At 59.8% G+C, this 19863-nt stretch carries 16 protein-coding genes; 8 read left to right on the top strand and 8 right to left on the bottom strand.

What is annotated here, in order from left to right:
- The first annotated feature begins 109 nt into the window (after positions 1 to 109).
- Positions 110 to 1510, top strand: a complete 1401-nt coding sequence (sthA, locus tag AC6I7Z_RS00450) for a Si-specific NAD(P)(+) transhydrogenase (RefSeq protein ID WP_103797160.1) — start codon at positions 110 to 112, stop codon at positions 1508 to 1510.
- Here the strand turns inward: sthA and oxyR are convergent.
- The 5 genes from oxyR to argC all read right to left on the bottom strand — a co-directional run bounded on the left by oxyR (position 1493) and on the right by argC (position 7225).
- Complete coding sequence (gene oxyR / locus AC6I7Z_RS00445) at positions 1493 to 2410, bottom strand: DNA-binding transcriptional regulator OxyR (protein WP_497812774.1); 918 nt, start codon at positions 2408 to 2410, stop codon at positions 1493 to 1495. The two genes, sthA and oxyR, sit on opposite strands and share 18 nt — an antisense overlap.
- A 316-nt stretch (positions 2411 to 2726) precedes the next feature.
- Positions 2727 to 4100, bottom strand: a complete 1374-nt coding sequence (argH, locus tag AC6I7Z_RS00440; RefSeq protein WP_286870419.1) for an argininosuccinate lyase — start codon at positions 4098 to 4100, stop codon at positions 2727 to 2729.
- An 87-nt stretch (positions 4101 to 4187) separates the two neighbouring features.
- Complete coding sequence (locus AC6I7Z_RS00435; protein ID WP_497812773.1) at positions 4188 to 5405, bottom strand: argininosuccinate synthase; 1218 nt, start codon at positions 5403 to 5405, stop codon at positions 4188 to 4190.
- Between the two features lie 23 nt (positions 5406 to 5428).
- Complete coding sequence (gene argB / locus AC6I7Z_RS00430; RefSeq protein ID WP_497812772.1) at positions 5429 to 6205, bottom strand: acetylglutamate kinase; 777 nt, start codon at positions 6203 to 6205, stop codon at positions 5429 to 5431.
- Positions 6206 to 6220: 15 nt separating this feature from the next.
- Positions 6221 to 7225: an N-acetyl-gamma-glutamyl-phosphate reductase gene (gene argC, locus AC6I7Z_RS00425; protein WP_497812771.1), complete on the bottom strand. Its 1005-nt coding sequence runs from the start codon at positions 7223 to 7225 to the stop codon at positions 6221 to 6223.
- 168 nt (positions 7226 to 7393) lie between these two features.
- Between argC and argE the strand changes: the two genes are divergently transcribed.
- The 7 genes from argE to AC6I7Z_RS00390 all read left to right on the top strand — a co-directional run bounded on the left by argE (position 7394) and on the right by AC6I7Z_RS00390 (position 17039).
- On the top strand, positions 7394 to 8542 hold the full coding sequence (argE, locus tag AC6I7Z_RS00420) for an acetylornithine deacetylase (protein WP_497812770.1): 1149 nt from the start codon (positions 7394 to 7396) through the stop codon (positions 8540 to 8542).
- A 285-nt stretch (positions 8543 to 8827) separates the two neighbouring features.
- Positions 8828 to 11479, top strand: coding sequence for a phosphoenolpyruvate carboxylase (gene ppc, locus AC6I7Z_RS00415; protein ID WP_497812769.1), 2652 nt, complete (start codon positions 8828 to 8830; stop codon positions 11477 to 11479).
- Between the two features lie 152 nt (positions 11480 to 11631).
- Positions 11632 to 12348 (top strand): DUF3053 domain-containing protein, encoded by a 717-nt coding sequence (locus AC6I7Z_RS00410; RefSeq protein WP_497812768.1) that lies wholly within the window; start codon positions 11632 to 11634, stop codon positions 12346 to 12348.
- 447 nt (positions 12349 to 12795) lie between these two features.
- A complete protein-coding gene (locus AC6I7Z_RS00405; protein WP_497812767.1) occupies positions 12796 to 14730 on the top strand; it encodes a PTS mannitol transporter subunit IICBA in 1935 nt (644 codons plus the stop codon).
- Between the two features lie 94 nt (positions 14731 to 14824).
- On the top strand, positions 14825 to 15973 hold the full coding sequence (mtlD, locus tag AC6I7Z_RS00400; protein ID WP_497812766.1) for a mannitol-1-phosphate 5-dehydrogenase: 1149 nt from the start codon (positions 14825 to 14827) through the stop codon (positions 15971 to 15973).
- An 82-nt stretch (positions 15974 to 16055) separates the two neighbouring features.
- Positions 16056 to 16589, top strand: coding sequence for an MltR family transcriptional regulator (locus AC6I7Z_RS00395; RefSeq protein WP_497812765.1), 534 nt, complete (start codon positions 16056 to 16058; stop codon positions 16587 to 16589).
- A gap of 87 nt (positions 16590 to 16676) precedes the next feature.
- Positions 16677 to 17039, top strand: coding sequence for a YibL family ribosome-associated protein (locus tag AC6I7Z_RS00390; RefSeq protein ID WP_048784883.1), 363 nt, complete (start codon positions 16677 to 16679; stop codon positions 17037 to 17039).
- Between the two features lie 8 nt (positions 17040 to 17047).
- Here the strand turns inward: AC6I7Z_RS00390 and AC6I7Z_RS00385 are convergent, their stop codons facing one another.
- From AC6I7Z_RS00385 to fdhD, 3 genes are all read right to left on the bottom strand, one after another.
- Entirely contained in the window at positions 17048 to 18010 is a 963-nt protein-coding gene (locus AC6I7Z_RS00385) for a VirK/YbjX family protein (protein ID WP_497812764.1), read from the bottom strand.
- A 184-nt stretch (positions 18011 to 18194) separates the two neighbouring features.
- On the bottom strand, positions 18195 to 18812 hold the full coding sequence (sodA, locus tag AC6I7Z_RS00380; protein ID WP_033755547.1) for a superoxide dismutase [Mn]: 618 nt from the start codon (positions 18810 to 18812) through the stop codon (positions 18195 to 18197).
- A 184-nt stretch (positions 18813 to 18996) separates the two neighbouring features.
- Positions 18997 to 19761, bottom strand: coding sequence for a formate dehydrogenase accessory sulfurtransferase FdhD (gene fdhD / locus AC6I7Z_RS00375; RefSeq protein WP_497815376.1), 765 nt, complete (start codon positions 19759 to 19761; stop codon positions 18997 to 18999).
- Positions 19762 to 19863 lie beyond the last annotated feature (102 nt).

Here is a 19863-nt window from a genome sequence, read left to right as displayed (position 1 = left end):
ACCTCACGCTTTGTCAAACCGAGGGGAATTTCACTGTTAGAATTCAGATGTGCGCGGCGAGATGTTAGAATCTCGTTGTAAAAATGTATAGAAAATAGGACGTACTGGTATGCAAAAGTCTTACGATTACGATGCCATCGTGATTGGCTCCGGTCCTGGAGGTGAAGGTGCAGCCATGGGCCTGGTGAAGCAGGGAGCGCGCATCGCAGTGATCGAACGCTACCATAACATCGGCGGCGGTTGTACCCACTGGGGCACCATTCCCTCCAAAGCGCTTCGCCATGCAGTCAGTCGCATTATCGAATTCAACCAAAACCCGCTTTACAGCGATCACACTCGCCTGCTGCGCTCCTCGTTCGCCGACATTCTGAACCACACGGAGAACGTCATCAGCCAGCAGACCGCAATGCGCCAGGGCTTTTACGAGCGCAACCGCTGCGAGTTGTTTCAGGGCAACGCCCACTTTATTGATGCCAACACCATCGAAGTCGAGCATTACGACGGCACGCGCGAGCGCCTGACGGCGGAAAAATTCGTTATCGCCTGCGGTTCCCGCCCTTACCATCCGGCGGATGTCGATTTTACCCACCCGCGCATTTACGACTCCGACTCCATCCTCAACCTGCACCACGAGCCAGGCCACGTCATTATCTATGGCGCAGGCGTCATCGGCTGCGAGTATGCGTCGATTTTCCGCGGCCTGAACGTCAAGGTCGATCTGATCAACACCCGCGACCGTCTGCTGGCGTTTCTCGATCAGGAGATGTCCGATTCGCTCTCCTATCACTTCTGGAACAGCGGCGTCGTTATCCGCCACAACGAAGAGTTCGAGAAAATCGAAGGCGTTGAAGACGGCGTGATTATGCACCTGAAGTCGGGCAAAAAGGTGAAAGCGGACTGCCTGCTCTACGCCAACGGCCGAACCGGCAACACCGATTCGCTGGCGCTGGAAAATGTCGGGCTGGAGGCGGACGGACGCGGGTTGCTGAAGGTAAACAGCATGTATCAGACCGCGCAGCCGCACATCTATGCGGTAGGCGACGTCATCGGCTATCCGAGCCTGGCGTCAGCTGCCTACGATCAGGGCCGCATCGCCGCGCAGGCGATTATCAAAGGGGAAGCCAGCGCGCACCTGGTGGAGGATATCCCGACCGGTATCTATACCATTCCGGAAATCAGCTCGGTGGGCAAAACCGAACAGCAGCTGACGGCGATGAAGGTGCCTTATGAGGTGGGTCGCGCGCAGTTTAAACATCTGGCGCGCGCGCAGATTGTCGGCATGAACGTGGGCAGCCTGAAGATTCTGTTCCACCGCGACACCAAAGAGATCCTGGGCATTCACTGCTTTGGCGAACGCGCGGCGGAAATCATTCATATCGGCCAGGCGATTATGGAGCAGAAAAACGGTGGCAATACCATCGAGTACTTCGTGAATACCACCTTTAACTACCCCACCATGGCCGAAGCCTATCGCGTGGCCGCGCTGAACGGCTTAAACCGCCTGTTTTAACGTGGTGTCGAGATAGCCCTGCATGTGCGTGCGAATCGCTTCTGCCAGCTGCTCATAGCGGCTGCGCAGAGGCGAACCGGGACGATAGACCAGCGCGATGGTGCGCTGCGGCACAGGTTTATAGCACGGCAGATAGCAGACGCCGTCACGCACGCGCTCCTGCGGCACCGCCAGCGCAGGCAGCAGCGTGATGCCGCTTCCGGCCGCAACCATATTGCGCAGCGTCTCCAGGCTGGTGGCGCGGAAATGCGTATCTTCGTCAGCGCCCGCTTCAAAGCAGAAACCCATCGCCTGATCGCGCAGACAGTGGCCATCTTCCAGCATCAGCAGCTTTTCGCCCGCCAGATCGGACATCGGCACGCGATCGCGGTCGCGCCACGGGTGATCCTGATAGACCGCCAGCTTCATCGGCTCGTCGAACAGCGGCACCTCGATAAAGGCTTCGCTCTCTTTCACCAGCGCCAGAATCGCGCAGTCGAGCTTGCCGCTGTCGAGCTGGGCCAGCAGCTGCTGCGTCTGCGCCTCGTGCAGGTACATCTCTAGCTTGGGAAAGGTCTTGTGCAGCATCGGAATGATTTGCGGCAGCAGATAGGGGCCGGTGGTGGGGATCAGCCCGATATGCAGCGGGCCGGACATGGCTTCGCCCTGCTGGCTCGCCATCTCTTTTAATACTTTAACTTCCCGCAGCACGGTGCGCGCCTGATCGACCAGCAGCATGCCCGCCTGGGTGAACAACACTTTACGGCTGGTTCGCTCCAGCAGCATCACGCCCAGCTCATCCTCCAGCTTGCGGATCTGTCCGCTAAGCGTCGGCTGGCTGACGTGGCACGCGTCCGCCGCCCGGCGGAAATGGCGATGCTCGGCAAGCGAAACCAGGTATTCAAGATCGCGAATGTTCATTGTTATCCTCCAGACCACGATAGCCCGTGGCGATAGATAGGATAGCAATGAACGATTAGCCCTATCAAGCAATGATCAGAATAATGCACGCATCAAATTCAGGCGATTTGCTCTCAAAAAGAAAATAGGTTTGCAACTCAGGAAGGTAAGTCGGGTCGGCGGCAGCGACGATCTGGAGCAGACCCTGCTGGCAGCCCGAAAGAATCACTGTGTCAGCCGGAGCGCTGGCCCTCTGATGATGTGCCTAAAATAAAAATGAAATTCCGAAGCTAGAGGTTAGCGGGCAATTACTGCCCGCCTTTTTTTTGCCTGAGGATCAGCCGAGACGCTTTTTCGCCTCGGCGATGGCGAATGCGACCTGCTGCGGCGCGACCCCGCCTTTGGCATTACGTTTTTCCAGACAGGACTGCAGCGCCAGAATGGCGTAAACGTCCTCTTCAATCGCCGCGCTAAACTGCTTGAGCTGCGCCAGCGACAGCGCTTCCAGCGCCACGCCCTGCCCGATCGCTTCCACCACCGCTTCGCCGACGATATGGTGCGCTTCACGGAACGGCACCCCCTTCGCCACCAGATAGTCGGCCAGCTCGGTGGAGTTGGCGTAGCCCTGCTCCGCCGCTTCCTGGCAGCGCGGACGTTTCACCTGGATGCCGTCCAGCACCAGCGCCGACATATGCAGGCAGTCGAGCCAGGTATCGAGCGCGTCGAACAGCCCCTCTTTGTCTTCCTGCATATCTTTGTTATAAGCGAGCGGCAGCCCTTTCAGCGTCATCATCATGCCGGTCAGCGCGCCCTGCACGCGGCCGCACTTGCCGCGGATCAGCTCCAGCGCGTCCGGGTTTTTCTTTTGCGGCATCAATGACGAGCCTGACGTCACCTTGTCGGACAGCTCAACGAAGCCCGCTTCGCCGGTGTTGAAAAAGATTAAGTCTTCGGCAAAGCGCGACAGATGCACCATGCCGATAGAGGCGTCAGCCAGCAGCTCCAGCACGTGGTCGCGATCGGACACGGTGTCGAGGCTGTTGCGCGTGGCGGAGGCGAAGCCCAGCCAGCCGGCCAGCTGGTCACGATCGATGGCGTAGGCGGTGCCCGCCAGCGCGCCGCAGCCGAGCGGGCTAACGTCGAGACGCTTCAGCGTATCCTGCAGACGGCTTTCATCGCGCGCCAGCATTTCCACATAGGCCAGACACCAGTGCGCGAAGGTCACCGGCTGCGCGCGCTGCAGATGGGTATAGCCCGGCATCACCGCATCCTGATTCGCTTCGGCGGTCGCCGTCAGCGCCTGCTGCAGTTCGCGCGTCGCGCCCAGCAGCGCCTCGACCTGCGCTTTGCACCAGAGTTTAAGATCGGTCGCGACCTGATCGTTGCGGCTGCGGCCGGTATGCAGCTTTTTGCCCAGCGCGCCGACTTTCTCGATCAGCTGGCCTTCAACCCAGCTGTGAATATCTTCGGCGTCGCTTTGCAGAATCTGCTCCGGATCCGCCTGTACTTCGGCCAGCAGCGCATTCAGCGCCTGCTCCAGCTGCTGCTGCTCGTCGGCGCTCAGTACGTTGACCGTCACCAGCGCTTTGGACCAGGCGATGGAGCCGACAATATCCTGCTCCGCCAGACGATAGTCGAAGCGCAGCGAATCGTTGAACTGTTTGAAACGTTGGTCTGCTGCCTGGGTAAAACGTCCGCCCCAAAGTGCCATGTGAAACTCCTTCAATTCTTAAAACAGAGGCGGCCCGAAGCCGCCTCTGCGAAATCTGGTTGGGCGAGGCCTGCGCCTCGCCGGCTATTACTTCTTCTGCTCGTTCAGGGCGCGAATGCGCGAAGAGAGCGAGAACAGACGGATAAAGCCGCCTGCGTGACGGTGATCGTAAACCTCATCTTCGCCGAAGGTGGCGAACTCTTCCGAGTAGAGGCTGTTAGCGGAACGCTTCTCGATCGCCGTCGCCTGGCCTTTATAGAGCTGCAGCACCACTTCGCCGTTGACCTCTTCGGCCAGCGACTCGGCGGCGGCCTGGATTGACTTACGCAGCGGCGCGAACCAGCGGCCGTCGTACACCACGTAAGACATCTCATGGCCCAGCTGCTCGCGCCATTTGAAGCTGTCGCGATCCAGCACCAGCTGCTCAACCGCGCGCAGCGCGTTCACCATAATGGTGCCGCCGGGGGTTTCGTAGCAGCCGCGCGACTTGATGCCGACCAGACGGTTTTCCACGATGTCGATACGACCTACGCCGTGCTTCGCGCCAATGGCGTTAAGCGCTTCCAGACACTGGAACGGGCTCAGCCTTTCGCCGTTGACGGCGACAACGCGGCCTTTTTCCACGGTAACGGTGACGTTTTCCGGCTGATCCGGCGCTTCCAGCGGATCCACTGTCCACACCCAGCAATCTTTGTTCGGCGCGTTAGCCGGGCTTTCCAGCACCCCGCCTTCGGTCGAGATGTGCCAGGCGTTCTCGTCGCGGCTGTAGATTTTTTCCAGCGACGCGGTGGTCGGGATATTGCGCTCTTTCAGGTAGTCCAGCAGCGCTTCGCGCGAACGCAGGTTCCATTCGCGCCACGGCGCCACCACTTTCAGCTGCGGCGCCAGCGCGGTGTAGGTGGTTTCGAAACGCACCTGATCGTTGCCCTTACCGGTCGCGCCGTGACACAGCGCATCCGCGCCGACTTTCAGCGCCAGTTCGACCTGCGCTTTGGCGATAATCGGACGCGCCATCGAGGTGCCCAGCAGATAGGTGCCCTCATAAAGCGCGCCGGTCTGCAGCACCGGGTAAACGTAGTCGCTGATAAACTCTTCACGCAAATCGACCACGTGGCACTCGGAGGCGCCGGACTGCAGCGCTTTCTTCTCTATGCCTTCCAGATCGCTACGCTCCTGGCCGATATCCGCCACGAACGCCACGACTTCGCAGCCGCCGTAGTTCTCTTTCAGCCACGGAATGATGGCGGAGGTATCCAGGCCGCCGGAATAGGCCAGTACGATTTTTTTGATATTTTGCGTGCTCATGTCGTCATCCTAAATCTAAGTCGTTAAGCGAGGATCCGGGTGCCGATCGACACGCCGTTAAACAGGTCGGGCAGTTGCTCCGCGTGGCGCCAGCTGGCGATATCCACCGGGCGGCCCAGCGTGCGCGCCGCGTCGAGCGCCGCGTGCACTTTTACAATCATGCCATCGGTAATGATGCCTTGCGCGATCAGCTGCGCGGCTTTGGCGGTCGTCATCTCTTCGATGCGCTGGCCTTTGCCGTCGAGGATGCCGCTCACGTCGGAGAGCAGCACCAGATCGGCGCCCAGCGTCGCCGCCAGCGCGGTCGCCGCCTGATCGGCGTTAACGTTCATCAGCGCGCCGCCGTCGGTGATGCCGATAGAGCTGACGATCGGCATATAGCCCGCGGCCAGCAGCGTGTTAACCAGCGCCGGATCGCCCGGCTCGGCGTGGCCAACGTGTCCCAGCTCTTCATCGAACTGCGCCACTTTCACCAGGTCGGCGTCGCCCAGGCTCAGCCCGACCGCCTTGATGCCGTGCTTTTTCGCCCAGGCGAGCAGGGTTTTATTGGCGGTTCCCGCCAGCGCGCCGGTAATAATGTCGATCTGATCGGCAGGCGTCACGCGCAGGCCGTTCTTCTTCTTCACCGGCAGCGACAGCCTTTTCATCAGCTCGTCGACCACGCAGCCGCCGCCGTGAACGATCAGCAGCGGACGCTGATGGGCGCTGCGATAAGCCAGCAGCGCGTCGAACAGGCGCGCCAGCGCCTCTTCGCTGTCGAGCAGCACGCCGCCCAGTTTGATAATTAATGGAGTTGTCATGTGCGTCCTTGTCCGTTAAATCAGCGACTGCGTTTCAGGGAAGCCGAAGCGAATATTCATACACTGCACCGCCTGCGACGCGGCGCCTTTCAGCAGGTTATCTTCCGCCGCGACGACGATCAGATGCTCGCCCTGCACCGCGAAGCCGATGTCGCAGAACGGCTGGCCGATAACCGCCTTCAGCGCCGGCACGCCCTGCTCATAGACGCGCACCAGCGACTTGTCGTGGTAGGCGCGATGGAACGCCGCCGCCACGTCGTCATGGCTGACGCCCGGCTTCAGGCGGCAGGTGATCGTCGCCAGAATGCCGCGCGGGAAGTTGCCGAGGTGCGGCGTAAAAATCACCGGCGCGCCGAGGTGCGCGACGATCTCCGGATGATGGCGATGATTGAAGAGCCCATACGCCGACAGGCTCACTTCGCAGAAGCTGGTAGCGACGCTCGCTTTCCGTCCTGCGCCGCTCACGCCGCTGGTGGCGTTGATCACCGGCCACTGGTCGCCGTTAAGCAGATCGCCTGCGATCAGCGGCTTCAGCGCCAGCTGCGCCGCGGTGGGATAGCAACCCGGCACCGCCACCAGCTGCGCCTCTTTGATCTGCGCGTGGTTCCACTCCGCCAGGCCGTAGACCGCTTTATCGAGCCAGTCGCCGTGCTGATGGGTAAACCCATAATAGCGCTGATAAAATTCGCCGTCGTTAACGCGGAACGCGCCGGAGAGATCGAACACCACGCAGCCGGCTTTCAGGAATTCCGGCGCCAGATCGTGACTGACTTCGTGCGCCGTCGCCAGGAACACCACGTCCACCTTATCCGCCCACTCGGCCGCGCTGCTCAGCGGCTGCAGCGGCAGATCCACCACGCCTTTCAGCTGCGGATGCAGATCCGACAGAGGCTTTCCTGCATCCGGGCTTTGCGCTGAAACCGCCAAAGCGGTTATGTTCATATGTGGATGGCGATGAATAAAGGTGGCGAGCTCTACGCCAGCGTAACCACTGGCACCAACGATCAGCGTATTCAACATCAGGCTGTAACCCTTTTTACAGTCACACGTTCCGGGTCGCGGCTTTGCCCCGTTGCCCACGATGCCGTTTGCGAAGGATTTCTGCTTCCCAGCCAAGCGGCGTTAATGTATTTTTATTCACTATTAATGCATGAATATTGATACATCCTAACTCAAGGACCGTCAACAGTGAAGACAAAATTACCGCCTTTTATCGAACTCTACCGCCAGCTGATTGCGACTCCGACCATCAGCGCGACCGATGCGGCGCTCGATCAGAGCAATGAAACTTTAATCAATTTGCTGGCAGGCTGGTTTCGCGATCTGGGCTTCAGCGTCGAAGTGCAGCCCGTGCCCGGCACGCGCCATAAATTCAATATGCTGGCGCGCAGCGGCAGCGGCGCCGGCGGTCTGCTGCTGGCGGGTCACACCGACACGGTGCCCTTCGACGACGGGCGCTGGACGCGCGATCCCTTTACCCTGACAGAGCATGACAACAAGCTCTACGGCCTGGGCACCGCCGACATGAAAGGCTTCTTCGCCTTTATTCTCGACACGCTGCGCGACGTCGACGTCAGCAAACTGAGCAAGCCGCTCTATATTCTCGCCACCGCCGATGAAGAGACCACCATGGCGGGCGCGAAGTACTTCTCTGAAACGGCGAGCATTCGTCCAGACTGCGCCATTATCGGCGAGCCGACCTCGCTGAAGCCGGTGCGCGCGCATAAAGGCCATCTCTCCCACGTGATTCGCGTGCAGGGCCAGTCGGGCCACTCCAGCGATCCGGCGCGCGGCGTCAACGCTATCGAACTGATGCACGACGCGATTGGTCACCTGATGCAGCTGCGCAATACTCTGAAAGAGCGCTATCACCACGACGGCTTCGCCATTCCCTATCCGACCATGAACTTCGGCCATATTCACGGCGGCGACGCGGCGAACCGCATCTGCGCCTGCTGCGAGCTGCATATGGATATTCGCCCGCTGCCGGGCCTGACATTAAGCGATCTGGAAGGGCTGCTGAACGAGTCGCTGGCGCCGGTCAGCGCGCGCTGGCCGGGACGTCTTACGGTTGGCGAACTGCATCCGCCGATCCCGGGCTACGAATGTCCGGCTAATCATGAACTGGTCGCCGTGGTGGAAAAACTGCTCGGCACGCCGACTGAAGTGGTGAACTACTGCACTGAAGCGCCGTTTATTCAGGAGCTGTGCCCGACGCTGGTGCTGGGGCCAGGATCGATCAACCAGGCGCATCAGCCGGATGAATTTATCGATACCGCATTTATTAAGCCGACTCGCGCCCTGATCGCGCAGGTTGTGCAGCACTTTTGCCACTGATACGCAATAAACAGGGCAATTCACTGTTAAGAAAGTAAATTTCCTGATCTCTGCGCGGGATTTGTTGATAAGAATAACTTATCCCGCTCCCCTCCAGTTAAAATCTTTGAATTTCCGGCAGTTAGCGGCATGTTACCGGGCGCTTATGCGCATTGACGCCGCAGGGTTTACGTGGCTAGATAAAAGACGATGTTATACCCGGTGGGTGATTACTCATGCAGTTTCTGCGCGGTCGCAGGCTGTGGGTGTAGAAGTTTACAAAGACGATAAGGGTGTCAGGGTCACATGAACGAACAATATTCCGCAATGCGAAGTAATGTCAGTATGCTCGGCAAACTGCTCGGGGATACGATCAAGGATGCACTAGGAGAGAACATCCTCGACCGGGTGGAGACCATCCGCAAACTCTCAAAGTCATCCCGCGCGGGAAATGACGCTCATCGCAAGGAACTGCTCAACACGCTGCAAAATCTGTCGAACGACGAGCTGCTGCCCGTCGCGCGCGCCTTTAGCCAGTTCCTTAACCTGACCAACGTTGCCGAACAGTATCAGACCATTTCACGCAGCGGCGACGGCGCAAACCATCCCGAACTGCTGAAAACCACCTTCGATCGTCTTAAACAGCAGCCCGACGTCAGCGAAAACGCCATTCGCGCCGCCATCGAATCGCTGTCGCTGGAGCTGGTGCTGACGGCGCACCCGACCGAGATCACCCGCCGCACGCTGATCCACAAGCTGGTCGAGGTGAATAGCTGCCTGAAGCAGCTCGATCACAGCGATATCTCCGACTACGAGCGCAACCAGATTATGCGTCGCCTGCGTCAGCTGGTGGCGCAGGCGTGGCACACCGACGAGATCCGCAAATATCGCCCGACGCCGATCGACGAGGCGAAATGGGGCTTCGCCGTGGTGGAGAACAGCCTGTGGGAAGGCGTGCCCGCCTTTCTGCGCGAGCTGAACGAACAGGTTGAAGAGGCGTTCGGCGTGAAGCTGCCGGTAGACTTCGTGCCGGTGAAATTTACCTCCTGGATGGGCGGCGACCGCGACGGCAACCCGAACGTGACCGCCACGGTGACGCGCCACGCCATGCAGCTCAGCCGCTGGAAAGCCGCCGACCTCTTTCTGCGCGATATCGGCGTGCTGATTTCCGAACTCTCGATGTCTGAATGCAGCGAAGAGGTGCGCGAGCTGTGCGGCGACCCGGAGGCGATTGAGCCTTACCGCGTCATCCTGAAGCGCATGCGCAGCCAGCTGCTGAATACTCAGGCTTACCTTGAGCGCCGCCTGAAGGGCGAGCGCCTGCCGCGTCCCGCCGATTTGCTGGTCTCCAACGATCAGCTCTGGACGCCGCTTTACGCTATCTATCAGTCGCTGCAGCAGTGCGACATGGGCATTATCGCCAACGGTCAGCTGCTGGATACGCTGCGCCGCGTGAAGTGCTTTGGCGTGCCGCTGGTGCGCATCGATCTGCGTCAGGAGAGCACGCGCCATACCGAAGCGATCGCCGAAGTGACCCGCTATCTCGGCCTCGGCGACTATGAAAGCTGGTCGGAAGCGGACAAGCAGGCCTTCCTGGTGCGCGAGCTCAACTCCAAGCGTCCGCTGCTGCCGCGCCACTGGGAGCCGAGCGACGAAACGCGCGAAGTGCTGGAAACCTGCCGCGTCGCCGCCGAAGCGCCGCAGGGCTCTATCGCGGCCTACGTTATCTCAATGGCGAAGACGCCCTCCGACGTGCTGGCGGTGCATCTGCTGCTGAAAGAGGCGGGCATCACCTTCGCCATGCCGGTGGCGCCGCTGTTTGAAACCCTCGACGACCTCAACAACGCCAACGACGTCATGAGCCAGCTGCTGAATATCGACTGGTATCGCGGTTTTATTCAGGGCAAACAGATGGTGATGATCGGCTACTCCGACTCGGCGAAAGACGCCGGCGTGATGGCCGCCAGCTGGGCGCAGTATCAGGCGCAGGACGCGCTGATCAAAACCTGCGAGAAAGCCGGCATTGCCCTGACGCTGTTCCACGGACGCGGCGGCAGCATCGGCCGCGGCGGCGCGCCTGCGCACGCGGCGCTGCTCTCTCAGCCGCCGGGCAGCCTGAAGGGCGGCCTGCGCGTCACCGAACAGGGCGAAATGATCCGCTTTAAATATGGTCTGCCAGAAGTCACCATCGCCAGCCTGTCGCTCTACACCGGCGCGATTCTGGAAGCGAACCTACTGCCGCCGCCGGAGCCGAAAAAAGAGTGGCACAGCATTATGGATCAGCTCTCAAAGCACTCCTGCGCCATGTATCGCGGCTACGTGCGTGAAAACCCGGACTTCGTGCCCTACTTCCGTTCCGCCACGCCGGAACAGGAGCTGGGCAAGCTGCCGCTCGGCTCGCGTCCGGCGAAGCGCCGCCCGACCGGCGGCGTCGAGTCGCTGCGCGCCATTCCCTGGATTTTCGCCTGGACGCAGAACCGTCTGATGCTGCCCGCCTGGCTCGGCGCGGGCGCGGCGCTGCAAAAGGCGATGGACGAAGGCCATCAGGATCAGCTCGAAGCGATGTGCCGCGACTGGCCGTTCTTCTCGACGCGGCTCGGCATGCTGGAGATGGTATTCGCCAAAGCCGACCTGTGGTTGGCGGAATATTACGATCAGCGTCTGGTGGACACCACGCTGTGGCCGCTGGGCAAACAGCTGCGCGACCAGCTTGACGCCGACATCAAAGCGGTGCTGACCATCGCCAACGACGCGCATCTGATGGCGGATCAGCCGTGGATAGCCGAGTCGATCGCGCTGCGTAACGTCTACACCGATCCGCTCAACGTGCTGCAGGCGGAGCTGCTGCAGCGTTCGCGCGAACAGGAAGCGCGCGGCGAAGAGGCCGATCCGCGCGTTGAGCAGGCGCTGATGGTGACCATCGCGGGCGTCGCGGCGGGCATGCGCAATACCGGTTAATCCTTTCGCCCCTTCCGGGCAGGCGACTGCCCGGATACCTCTCTGCCGCTGCGCGTTTCGCGCTTGCCGGCGTTGTGCCTGAGCGCTACTTTGCTCTATTCTTTAGGACCATTCCTCGGTTATCTACATTCTCATTTACAGGAGTTGCCCTTATGGCATCAGGAATTTCTCGCATCTGGATGCGTACCGGCATGTTGCTCGGCGCCGCGTTGCTGGTGCTTAACCTCACCGCGTGCGGCGACAAAGAGGGCGATCAGCGCAAGGCCTTTATCGACTTTCTGCAAAACACCGTTATGCGCAGCGGCGAACATCTGCCGAGCCTGAGCGAAAGTCAGAAGCAGAATTTTGGTAAATATGCGGGCGACTACGCCATCCTTTACGGCTTTTCCCAGCAGGTGAATAAGGCGATCGATCAGGGCATGCGTCCAGTGGTCGATGAGCTGTCGGCGATCCGTGTGCCGCAGGACTATCTGACGCGCCGCGACGCGCTGCGCCAGGCGAACGGCGCGCTGGTGATTGTCACGCAGCAGCTGGAGAGCGCCAAAATGCAGGCGGACAGCAGCAAAGCCTCGCTTAAGCAGGAAGAGGATCTGAAAAAGGTCTACGACACCGCTTACGATAAAGTGGTCACGCAGCCGGCTAATCAGCTGGTGCCGCTGCTGCCGAAGCTGCAGGCGCTGAGCCAGGGCGCGGCGCAGGCGGGCGACTTCCTGCAGCAGCAGGGGCCGCGCGTCAGCTTCAACAATAGCGCCGTTCAGTTCCCGACCCCCGATCAGGTCACGCAATATAACGCGCTGATGAGCACTATCTCCGCCAACGCGCAGGCGTTAAATCAGGCGCAGACCGCCGTTCAGAACGGCCTGCAGTAATCTCTCCTCCGGGACAAGTTTCCCCGCTTGTCTCGGCTTTTCCGCCGTTGCTCTCTTTCAGATTATTGCCAGCCGGAGAAACCTGCCGGCAGGAGTGTGATCTGGCGCATTTTCAACCAAAAATACTTTGTGATCGTAGTCACATATATGAAACAAACAGAACAGATTTGAATGTGACATCAGTCACAGTTGAGCCTGTTTTGCGGCGAAAAAATAGCCTTTGTGGTTTTTTTACACCGGTATTATGTGATCTGACTCACTAAAAGAGCCCCTGCCCCCACCCAGATTAGGTGATCTGTATCACACTTAAGCCGCCTGCTACGCAGCGTCATATTCGCGTGCTAGAGTCCGCCTGCATACAGTAATAGCGACGGCTCGACGCCGTGCTGGCTTAACAAAAACAAACGCGCTCTCTTATTGCAGCGCGTCTCGATAAGGGGTGGCTTTATGTCCTCATCAGTCAAGGTCAAGGTTCAAAGCTTTGGTCGCTTTCTGAGTAATATGGTGATGCCTAACATCGGTGCGTTTATCGCCTGGGGTATCATCACCGCGCTGTTCATCCCGACCGGATGGATTCCTAACGAGACGCTGGCGAAGCTGGTCGGCCCGATGATCACCTACCTGCTGCCGCTGCTGATCGGTTTCACCGGCGGACGTCTGGTTGGCGGCGATCGCGGCGGCGTGGTCGGCGCGATCACCACCATGGGCGTCATCGTCGGCGCCGATATGCCGATGTTCCTTGGCTCGATGATTGCCGGTCCGCTGGGCGGCTGGGCGATCAAATCTTTCGACCGCGCCGTTGACGGTAAAATCAAAAGCGGCTTTGAAATGCTGGTCAACAACTTCTCTGCCGGCATTATCGGCATGTTGCTGGCGCTGCTGGCGTTTCTGGCGATCGGTCCGCTGGTGGAAGGTCTGTCGCATATCCTCGCCGCAGGCGTCAACCTGATGGTGCAGAACAACCTGCTGCCGCTGACCTCGATTTTCGTTGAACCGGCGAAAATCCTGTTCCTCAACAACGCCATTAACCACGGCATCTTCTCGCCGCTGGGCATCCAGCAGGCAAGCGAAGCGGGCAAGTCGATCTTCTTCCTGATCGAGGCGAACCCGGGCCCGGGCATGGGCGTGCTGGTGGCTTATATGATCTTTGGCCGCGGCAGCGCTAAGCAGTCTGCGGGCGGCGCGGCGATCATCCACTTCCTGGGCGGCATTCACGAAATCTACTTCCCGTACGTGCTGATGGCGCCGCGTCTGCTGCTGGCGGTAATTCTGGGCGGCATGACCGGCGTCTTCACCCTGACGCTGCTCAATGGCGGTCTGGTCTCTCCGGCCTCTCCGGGCTCTATCCTGGCGGTGCTGGCGATGACGCCGAAAGGCGCCTACTTCGCCAATATCGCGGCGATTATCGCGGCCTTCGCCGTCTCCTTCGTGGTCTCCTCTATCCTGCTGAAAACCAGCAAAGTCAAAGAGGAAGACGATATCGAAGCGGCGACCAAACGCATGCACGACATGAAAGCGCAGTCGAAGGGCCAGGCTGCCGCGGGCGCGCCGATCGTCGCCGACGCCAGCAGCGTTGACGTCAGCCACGTGCGTAAAATCATCGTCGCCTGCGACGCCGGCATGGGTTCCAGCGCGATGGGCGCAGGCGTGCTGCGTAAGAAAGTACAGGATGCGGGACTCACCAATGTGTCCGTCACCAACAGCGCGATTAACTCGCTGCCAGGCGATGTCGATCTGGTGATTACCCACCGCGACCTCACCGAGCGCGCTATGCGCCAGGCGCCGCAGGCGCAGCATATTTCGCTGAACAACTTCCTCGACAGCGCGCTCTATAGCAACCTGACCGATCGTCTGGTGGCGGCGAACCGCAGCGAGGCGCACCGCGAAGTGGTACAGACCGCGCTGGCGGACAGCTACGACACCAGCAACCCGCATCTGTTTAAGCTGGGCGCGGACAACGTCTTCCTCGGCCTGAGCGCCAGCAACAAAGAGCAGGCGATCCGCTTCGCCGGCGAGCAGCTGGTGAAAGGCGGCTACGTGCAGCCGGAATATGTAGAAGCGATGCTGGCGCGTGAAAAACTCACCCCGACCTATCTCGGCGAGTCGATCGCCGTGCCGCACGGCACGGTGGAAGCGAAAGATCGCGTATTGAAAACCGGCGTGGTGTTCTGTCAGTATCCGCAGGGCGTGCTGTTCGGCGACGATGCGGACGACGTGGCCCGCCTGGTGATCGGCATCGCGGCGCGCAACAACGAGCACATCCAGGTGATCACCAGCCTGACCAACGCGCTGGACGATGAAAGCGTGATTGAGAAGCTGGCGCACACCACCAGCGTGCAGGAAGTGCTGGATCTGCTGTCGGGCAGCCCGGCGACCGCCTAAACGTCCTGCGTGAATTTCCCTGGGGCGGGTAAGCCCGTCCCGATTTCCGGGGCGGGCGTGCCCGCCCCATCGTCATTTGATATGGGTCAATATTATGAAAGCGTTACATTTTGGAGCAGGTAATATCGGTCGCGGCTTTATTGGCAAGCTGCTGGCGGATGCAGGCATTGAACTGGTGTTCGCCGATGTTAACCAGGTGGTGCTGGATGCACTGAACGCGCGTCATGAATATCCAGTACATGTGGTTGGCGAGCAGGCGAAAGTGGAAATCGTGAAGGGCGTCAGCGCCGTCAACAGCACCAGCGACGACATTATCGCGCTGGTGGCGGAGGTCGATCTGGTGACCACCGCCGTCGGCCCGCAGATCCTGGAGCGCATCGCGGGCAGCGTGGCGAAGGGCCTGGTGAAACGCCATGACCAGGGCAACGATCGCCCGCTCAACATCATCGCCTGCGAAAATATGGTGCGCGGCACCAGCCAGCTGAAACAGCACGTGCTGAAAGCGCTGCCGGAGCAGCATCACGCCTGGGTCGAGCAGCACGTCGGCTTCGTCGACTCCGCCGTGGACCGCATCGTGCCGCCATCGGAAGCGGGCAGCAACGATCCGCTGGAAGTCACCGTGGAGACCTTTAGCGAGTGGATTGTCGATAAAACCCAGTTCAAAGGCGAGCTGCCTGCCATTGCGGGCATGGAGCTTACCGACAATCTGATGGCCTTCGTCGAGCGCAAACTGTTTACCCTCAACACCGGCCACGCCATCACCGCCTATCTCGGTCAGCTCGCCGGGCATCAGACCATCCGCGACGCCATCCTGGATGAGAAAATCCGCGCGGTGGTCAAAGGGGCGATGGAAGAGAGCGGCGCGGTATTGATCAAGCGCTACGGTTTCGACGCCGACAAGCACGCCGCCTATATCGAAAAAATCCTCGGCCGCTTCGAGAATCCTTACCTGAAAGATGACGTCGAGCGCGTCGGCCGTCAGCCGCTGCGTAAGCTGAGCGCCGGCGATCGCCTGATCAAACCGACGCTGGGCACGCTGGAGTATCAGCTGCCGCACGCGCATCTGGTGCAGGGCATCGCCGCCGCGATGCACTATCGCAGCGCGCAGGATCCGCAGGCGCAGGAGCTGGAAGCGCTGATTAACGAGAAAGGCCCGCAGGCGACGCTGGCGCAGATATCCGGTCTGGATGCCGACAGCGAAGTGGTGGCGGCGGCAGTCAGCGCGTATAACGCGATGGCCTGACCGGCGCGTGTCAGTTACGCACAAGCGGTACGGGCGCGGCGACGCGGCGCCCGTTGACGGAATCAGAATTCTGCAGGCGACAATGGAAGAGAAGCAAGCTTTTGAAAACCGGGTGCTTGAGCGCCTGAACGCCGGACGCTCGGTGAGAAGCTTCCTGATCGCCGCCGTCGAGCTGTTGGCCGAAGCAGTCAATCTGCTGGTGCTGCAGGTGTTTCGCAAGGACGATTATGCGGTGAAGTACGCGGTCGAGCCGCTGCTGCTGGGCGACGGCCCGCTCGGCGAGCTGCCGGTGCGCCTTAAGCTGATCTACGGCCTGGGGGTGATCAGCCGCCATGAGTATGAAGATTGCGAGCTGCTGCTGGCGCTGCGCGAAGAGCTGAACCACGATCGGAACGACTACCGTTTTACCGACGATGAGATCCTCGGCCCGTTCGGCGAGCTGCACTGCGTGGCCGCCTGGCCGCCGAAACCGGACTTTCATCCTGACGACGTCGAGCTGCGCGCCATGCAGCAACAGCGCTATCTGCAAATGGTGCGCTCGACCATGGTGCTCTCTCTCACCGAACTTATCTCGCGTATCAGCCTGAAACAGGCGTTCAAACGTCCCGGCGCCTGAGGTTCAGGCGCCCTGGTCTCTCGCCGCGCGCGAATTTACGCCGCTTTTCGTGTATCCTTTGCCTGTTTTCCACAACGAGTTTTCGCCATGAAAGAGCAAGAAAAAGCCGAGATTAAACGTCTGAGCGATCAGCTGGACGCCCTGAATCGTAAAGAGCCGCAGCTGCTGGAAGCGGGCGACGCCGAAAAGCTGGGCGCGCTGCTGAAAGAAAAAGAGAAGCTGGTTACCGAGATTGAACGTCTGCGCGACAAGCGCGACGACAAGCTGAGCAAAGAAGCGCAAAAGCTGATGGATCTGCCGTTCAGCCGCGAGATCACCAAAAAAGAACAGGCCGATATGGGCACGCTGAAGAAAAGCGTGCGCGGTCTGGTGGTGGTGCATCCAATGACCGCGCTGGGCCGCGAAATGGGCCTGAAGGTCATGACCGGCTTCGCGAAGAAGCCGTTCTGAGTGCGGGATCAGGCGGCCGCCTGATCCTCTCCGCGCTGGCCGACGGCAGCTGACACCTGCTGCGCCAGCGCATCCAGCAGTTCATAACGCCGCCGATACTCGGCGCGCTTCTTACTGGCGATCTCCTCCAGCGCTTTACGCGGCAGGCTGAGCGGCAGCTGATAAAGCCCGTCTTTGCGCGCCTCGCCGCCCAGCGATGTCCAGAACTCGCTGTAGCTGGCGAAGAAGTAATCGCTTTTGCTGTGACGATAGCGCAGGCTGCGGAACACGTGCGTGGTATCGCCGACGGCGATAATCTTCTCCGCCGCGCAGCACTGCGCCAGCATACAGACCACCTCCATAACAATGCGTTTGGGAAACAGCCCGTGCGCCGCTTTCGTCGCCTCGCGGATCACCTCGTTGGAGACATGTTTGCGCGGCCCCTGCAGGCCGCCGATCAGCAGGGTGCGCAGCCCCGCTTCCTTGATCAGCGAAAACGAGAGCGAGGCGATAGCTTCATTCTGATAGCGCAGCACCAGCGTAATTTCCCCTTCGCGGTCGAAACGCCCTGGGCAGGAAAAAAGCTCGAACGTCTCGCCGTTTTTCCCACTCAGCGTCGCCAGTAAATTATCGCCGGGGCTTTGCAGCAGCTGACGCAGCCTGCCGTTTTGCAACGCGGCGACCAGCTGATAATGATCGAGAATCGCCTGAGCGCGCGCCGCCACGCTCAACCCGGCGCGCAAATAGGGGCGATGCGGCTTCGCCGGTAACAGCCCCTGCACGCTCATCACCTGATGCAAATCGGGCAAGTGCGATAGCTGATGTAGATAGCGCAGCGTCGTCACGGGAAACGCCACGGTTCGCAGCGCGAACTTCAGGCGGAATTGTTTACTCAACCACAGTTTATTCGGGATATATTTTCCGCTGATTAACTGAAAAAACAGCGAAGCTGACGACTCGGTGGTCGGCGCAGACGTAGTTATAATGGACATAATGTTACATTCTCTGGTGGAATGTAATTTAGCCTACCTGCGTGAAATTCAACGGAAGGTTAATGTCCTGAAAGGTTAAAAGCCTACTGCATGCATGTTTAGCTGCGGTTTAATTACCGCTGTTTCAGCCATAAAAAAAACCGGCGAATCGCTTCACCGGTTTTGGTTTTTTAAACGGATAAACTTATTTTGCAGAAGCGAAACGCGCTGCCGCTTCGTCCCAGTTCACCACGTTCCAGAACGCCTTAATGTAGTCAGGACGTTTGTTCTGATACTTCAGGTAGTAGGCGTGCTCCCAGACGTCCAGGCCCAGAATCGGGTAGCCTGATGCGCCGGAGATCGCTTCGCCCATCAGCGGGTTGTCCTGGTTTGCGGTAGAGACCACGGCCAGTTTGTCGCCTTTTTTCACCAGCCACGCCCAGCCTGAACCAAAGCGGGTAGCGGCGGCTTTTTCAAACTCTTCCTGGAATTTCTCAACGCTGCCGAAATCTTTTTCGATAGCCGCTTTCAGGTCGCCCTGCAGCGTGGTGCCGGTTTTCAGGCCTTTCCAGAACAGGCTGTGGTTAGCGTGGCCGCCAGCGTTGTTGCGCAGCACGGTTTTTTTGTCTGCCGGAACCTGATCCAGTTTGGTGATCAGCTCGTCGACCGGCAGGTCAGCGAATTCAGTTCCTTCCAGCGCTGCGTTAGCGTTGTTAACGTAGGTCTGGTGGTGTTTGGTGTGATGGATTTCCATCGTCTGCTTGTCGAAGTGCGGTTCCAGTGCGTCGTATGCGTAAGGCAGGGATGGCAGTGAATAACTCATGTTCTTCCTCTCCATTTCATATTTGGGCGGCGCCGCCTGATGGCGTGCCGCGTAAGCAGTCGAACCATTATAGTTAAATTCATGATCCGTAAAAGGGTAATCAATGCCGCATTAAATATAAGGAATTTACAAATCGGTTATAAACAAACTGTTGTTTTTACAGCCCGCCGCCGCTTAACCCCCCTTAACGCAGGCGCTGCGGATGGGTATAGACCGTGGCGCGTCCCGGCTTGCAAAAGCCGACAAGCGTAAGGTTGCAGCGCTCCGCCACCTCGACGGCCAGACGCGTCGCCGCCGAAACGGCGAACAGGATCTCGACGCCGCACATCGCGGATTTCTGCACCATCTCATAGCTGGCGCGGCTGGAGACCAGCACCGCGCCGTCGCCCCACGCCGCGCGGCTGCGGTAGCCGAGCAGCTTATCCAGCGCGACGTGGCGCCCCACATCCTCGCAGCCGCCAGCCAGCTCGCCGTCTGGACGCAGCCAGGCCGCCGCATGGGTGCAGCCGGTTTGCTGGCCGACCGGTTGAACGCTTTTCAGCTGGCTCAGGCCGCGATCCAGCTGCGCCAGATCGAAGGTCTGGGTAAAAGGCAGCGGCTGCACCGGCTTGCCGATCTGATCCAGCTGCTCGACGCCGCATACGCCGCAGCCCGTGCGTCCCGCCAGCGCGCGACGCTGTTCTTTCAGCGCCATAAAACGTCGGCTGGAAAGTTCGATCTGCACCTCAATGCCGTTGCAGCCCGGCACCACATCCAGACCAAAAATATCGCCCGGCGCGTCGATAATGCCTTCCGACAGAGAAAAGCCGATGGCGAACGCCTCCAGATCTTTCGGCGTGGTCATCATTACCACGTGGGAGATGCCGTTATAGACCAGGGCGACGGGCACTTCGTCCGCCAGCCAGTCGGGCTGCGCCACGGTCAGATCGGCACGCTGCCACACCGGCATTTCGCTGGCGCCGCGCTGAATTGTTAAATTTTCGCCGGGAGTTTGCGGGATAACGTTCAAGGAGTACGACCTGTTATTAACAAGAAATTAAATTTTGCACGG

The organism is Pantoea sp. X-Soil-MYKO-1289, from assembly GCF_059730625.1.
This window is presented reverse-complemented; position numbering and strand designations above follow the sequence as displayed.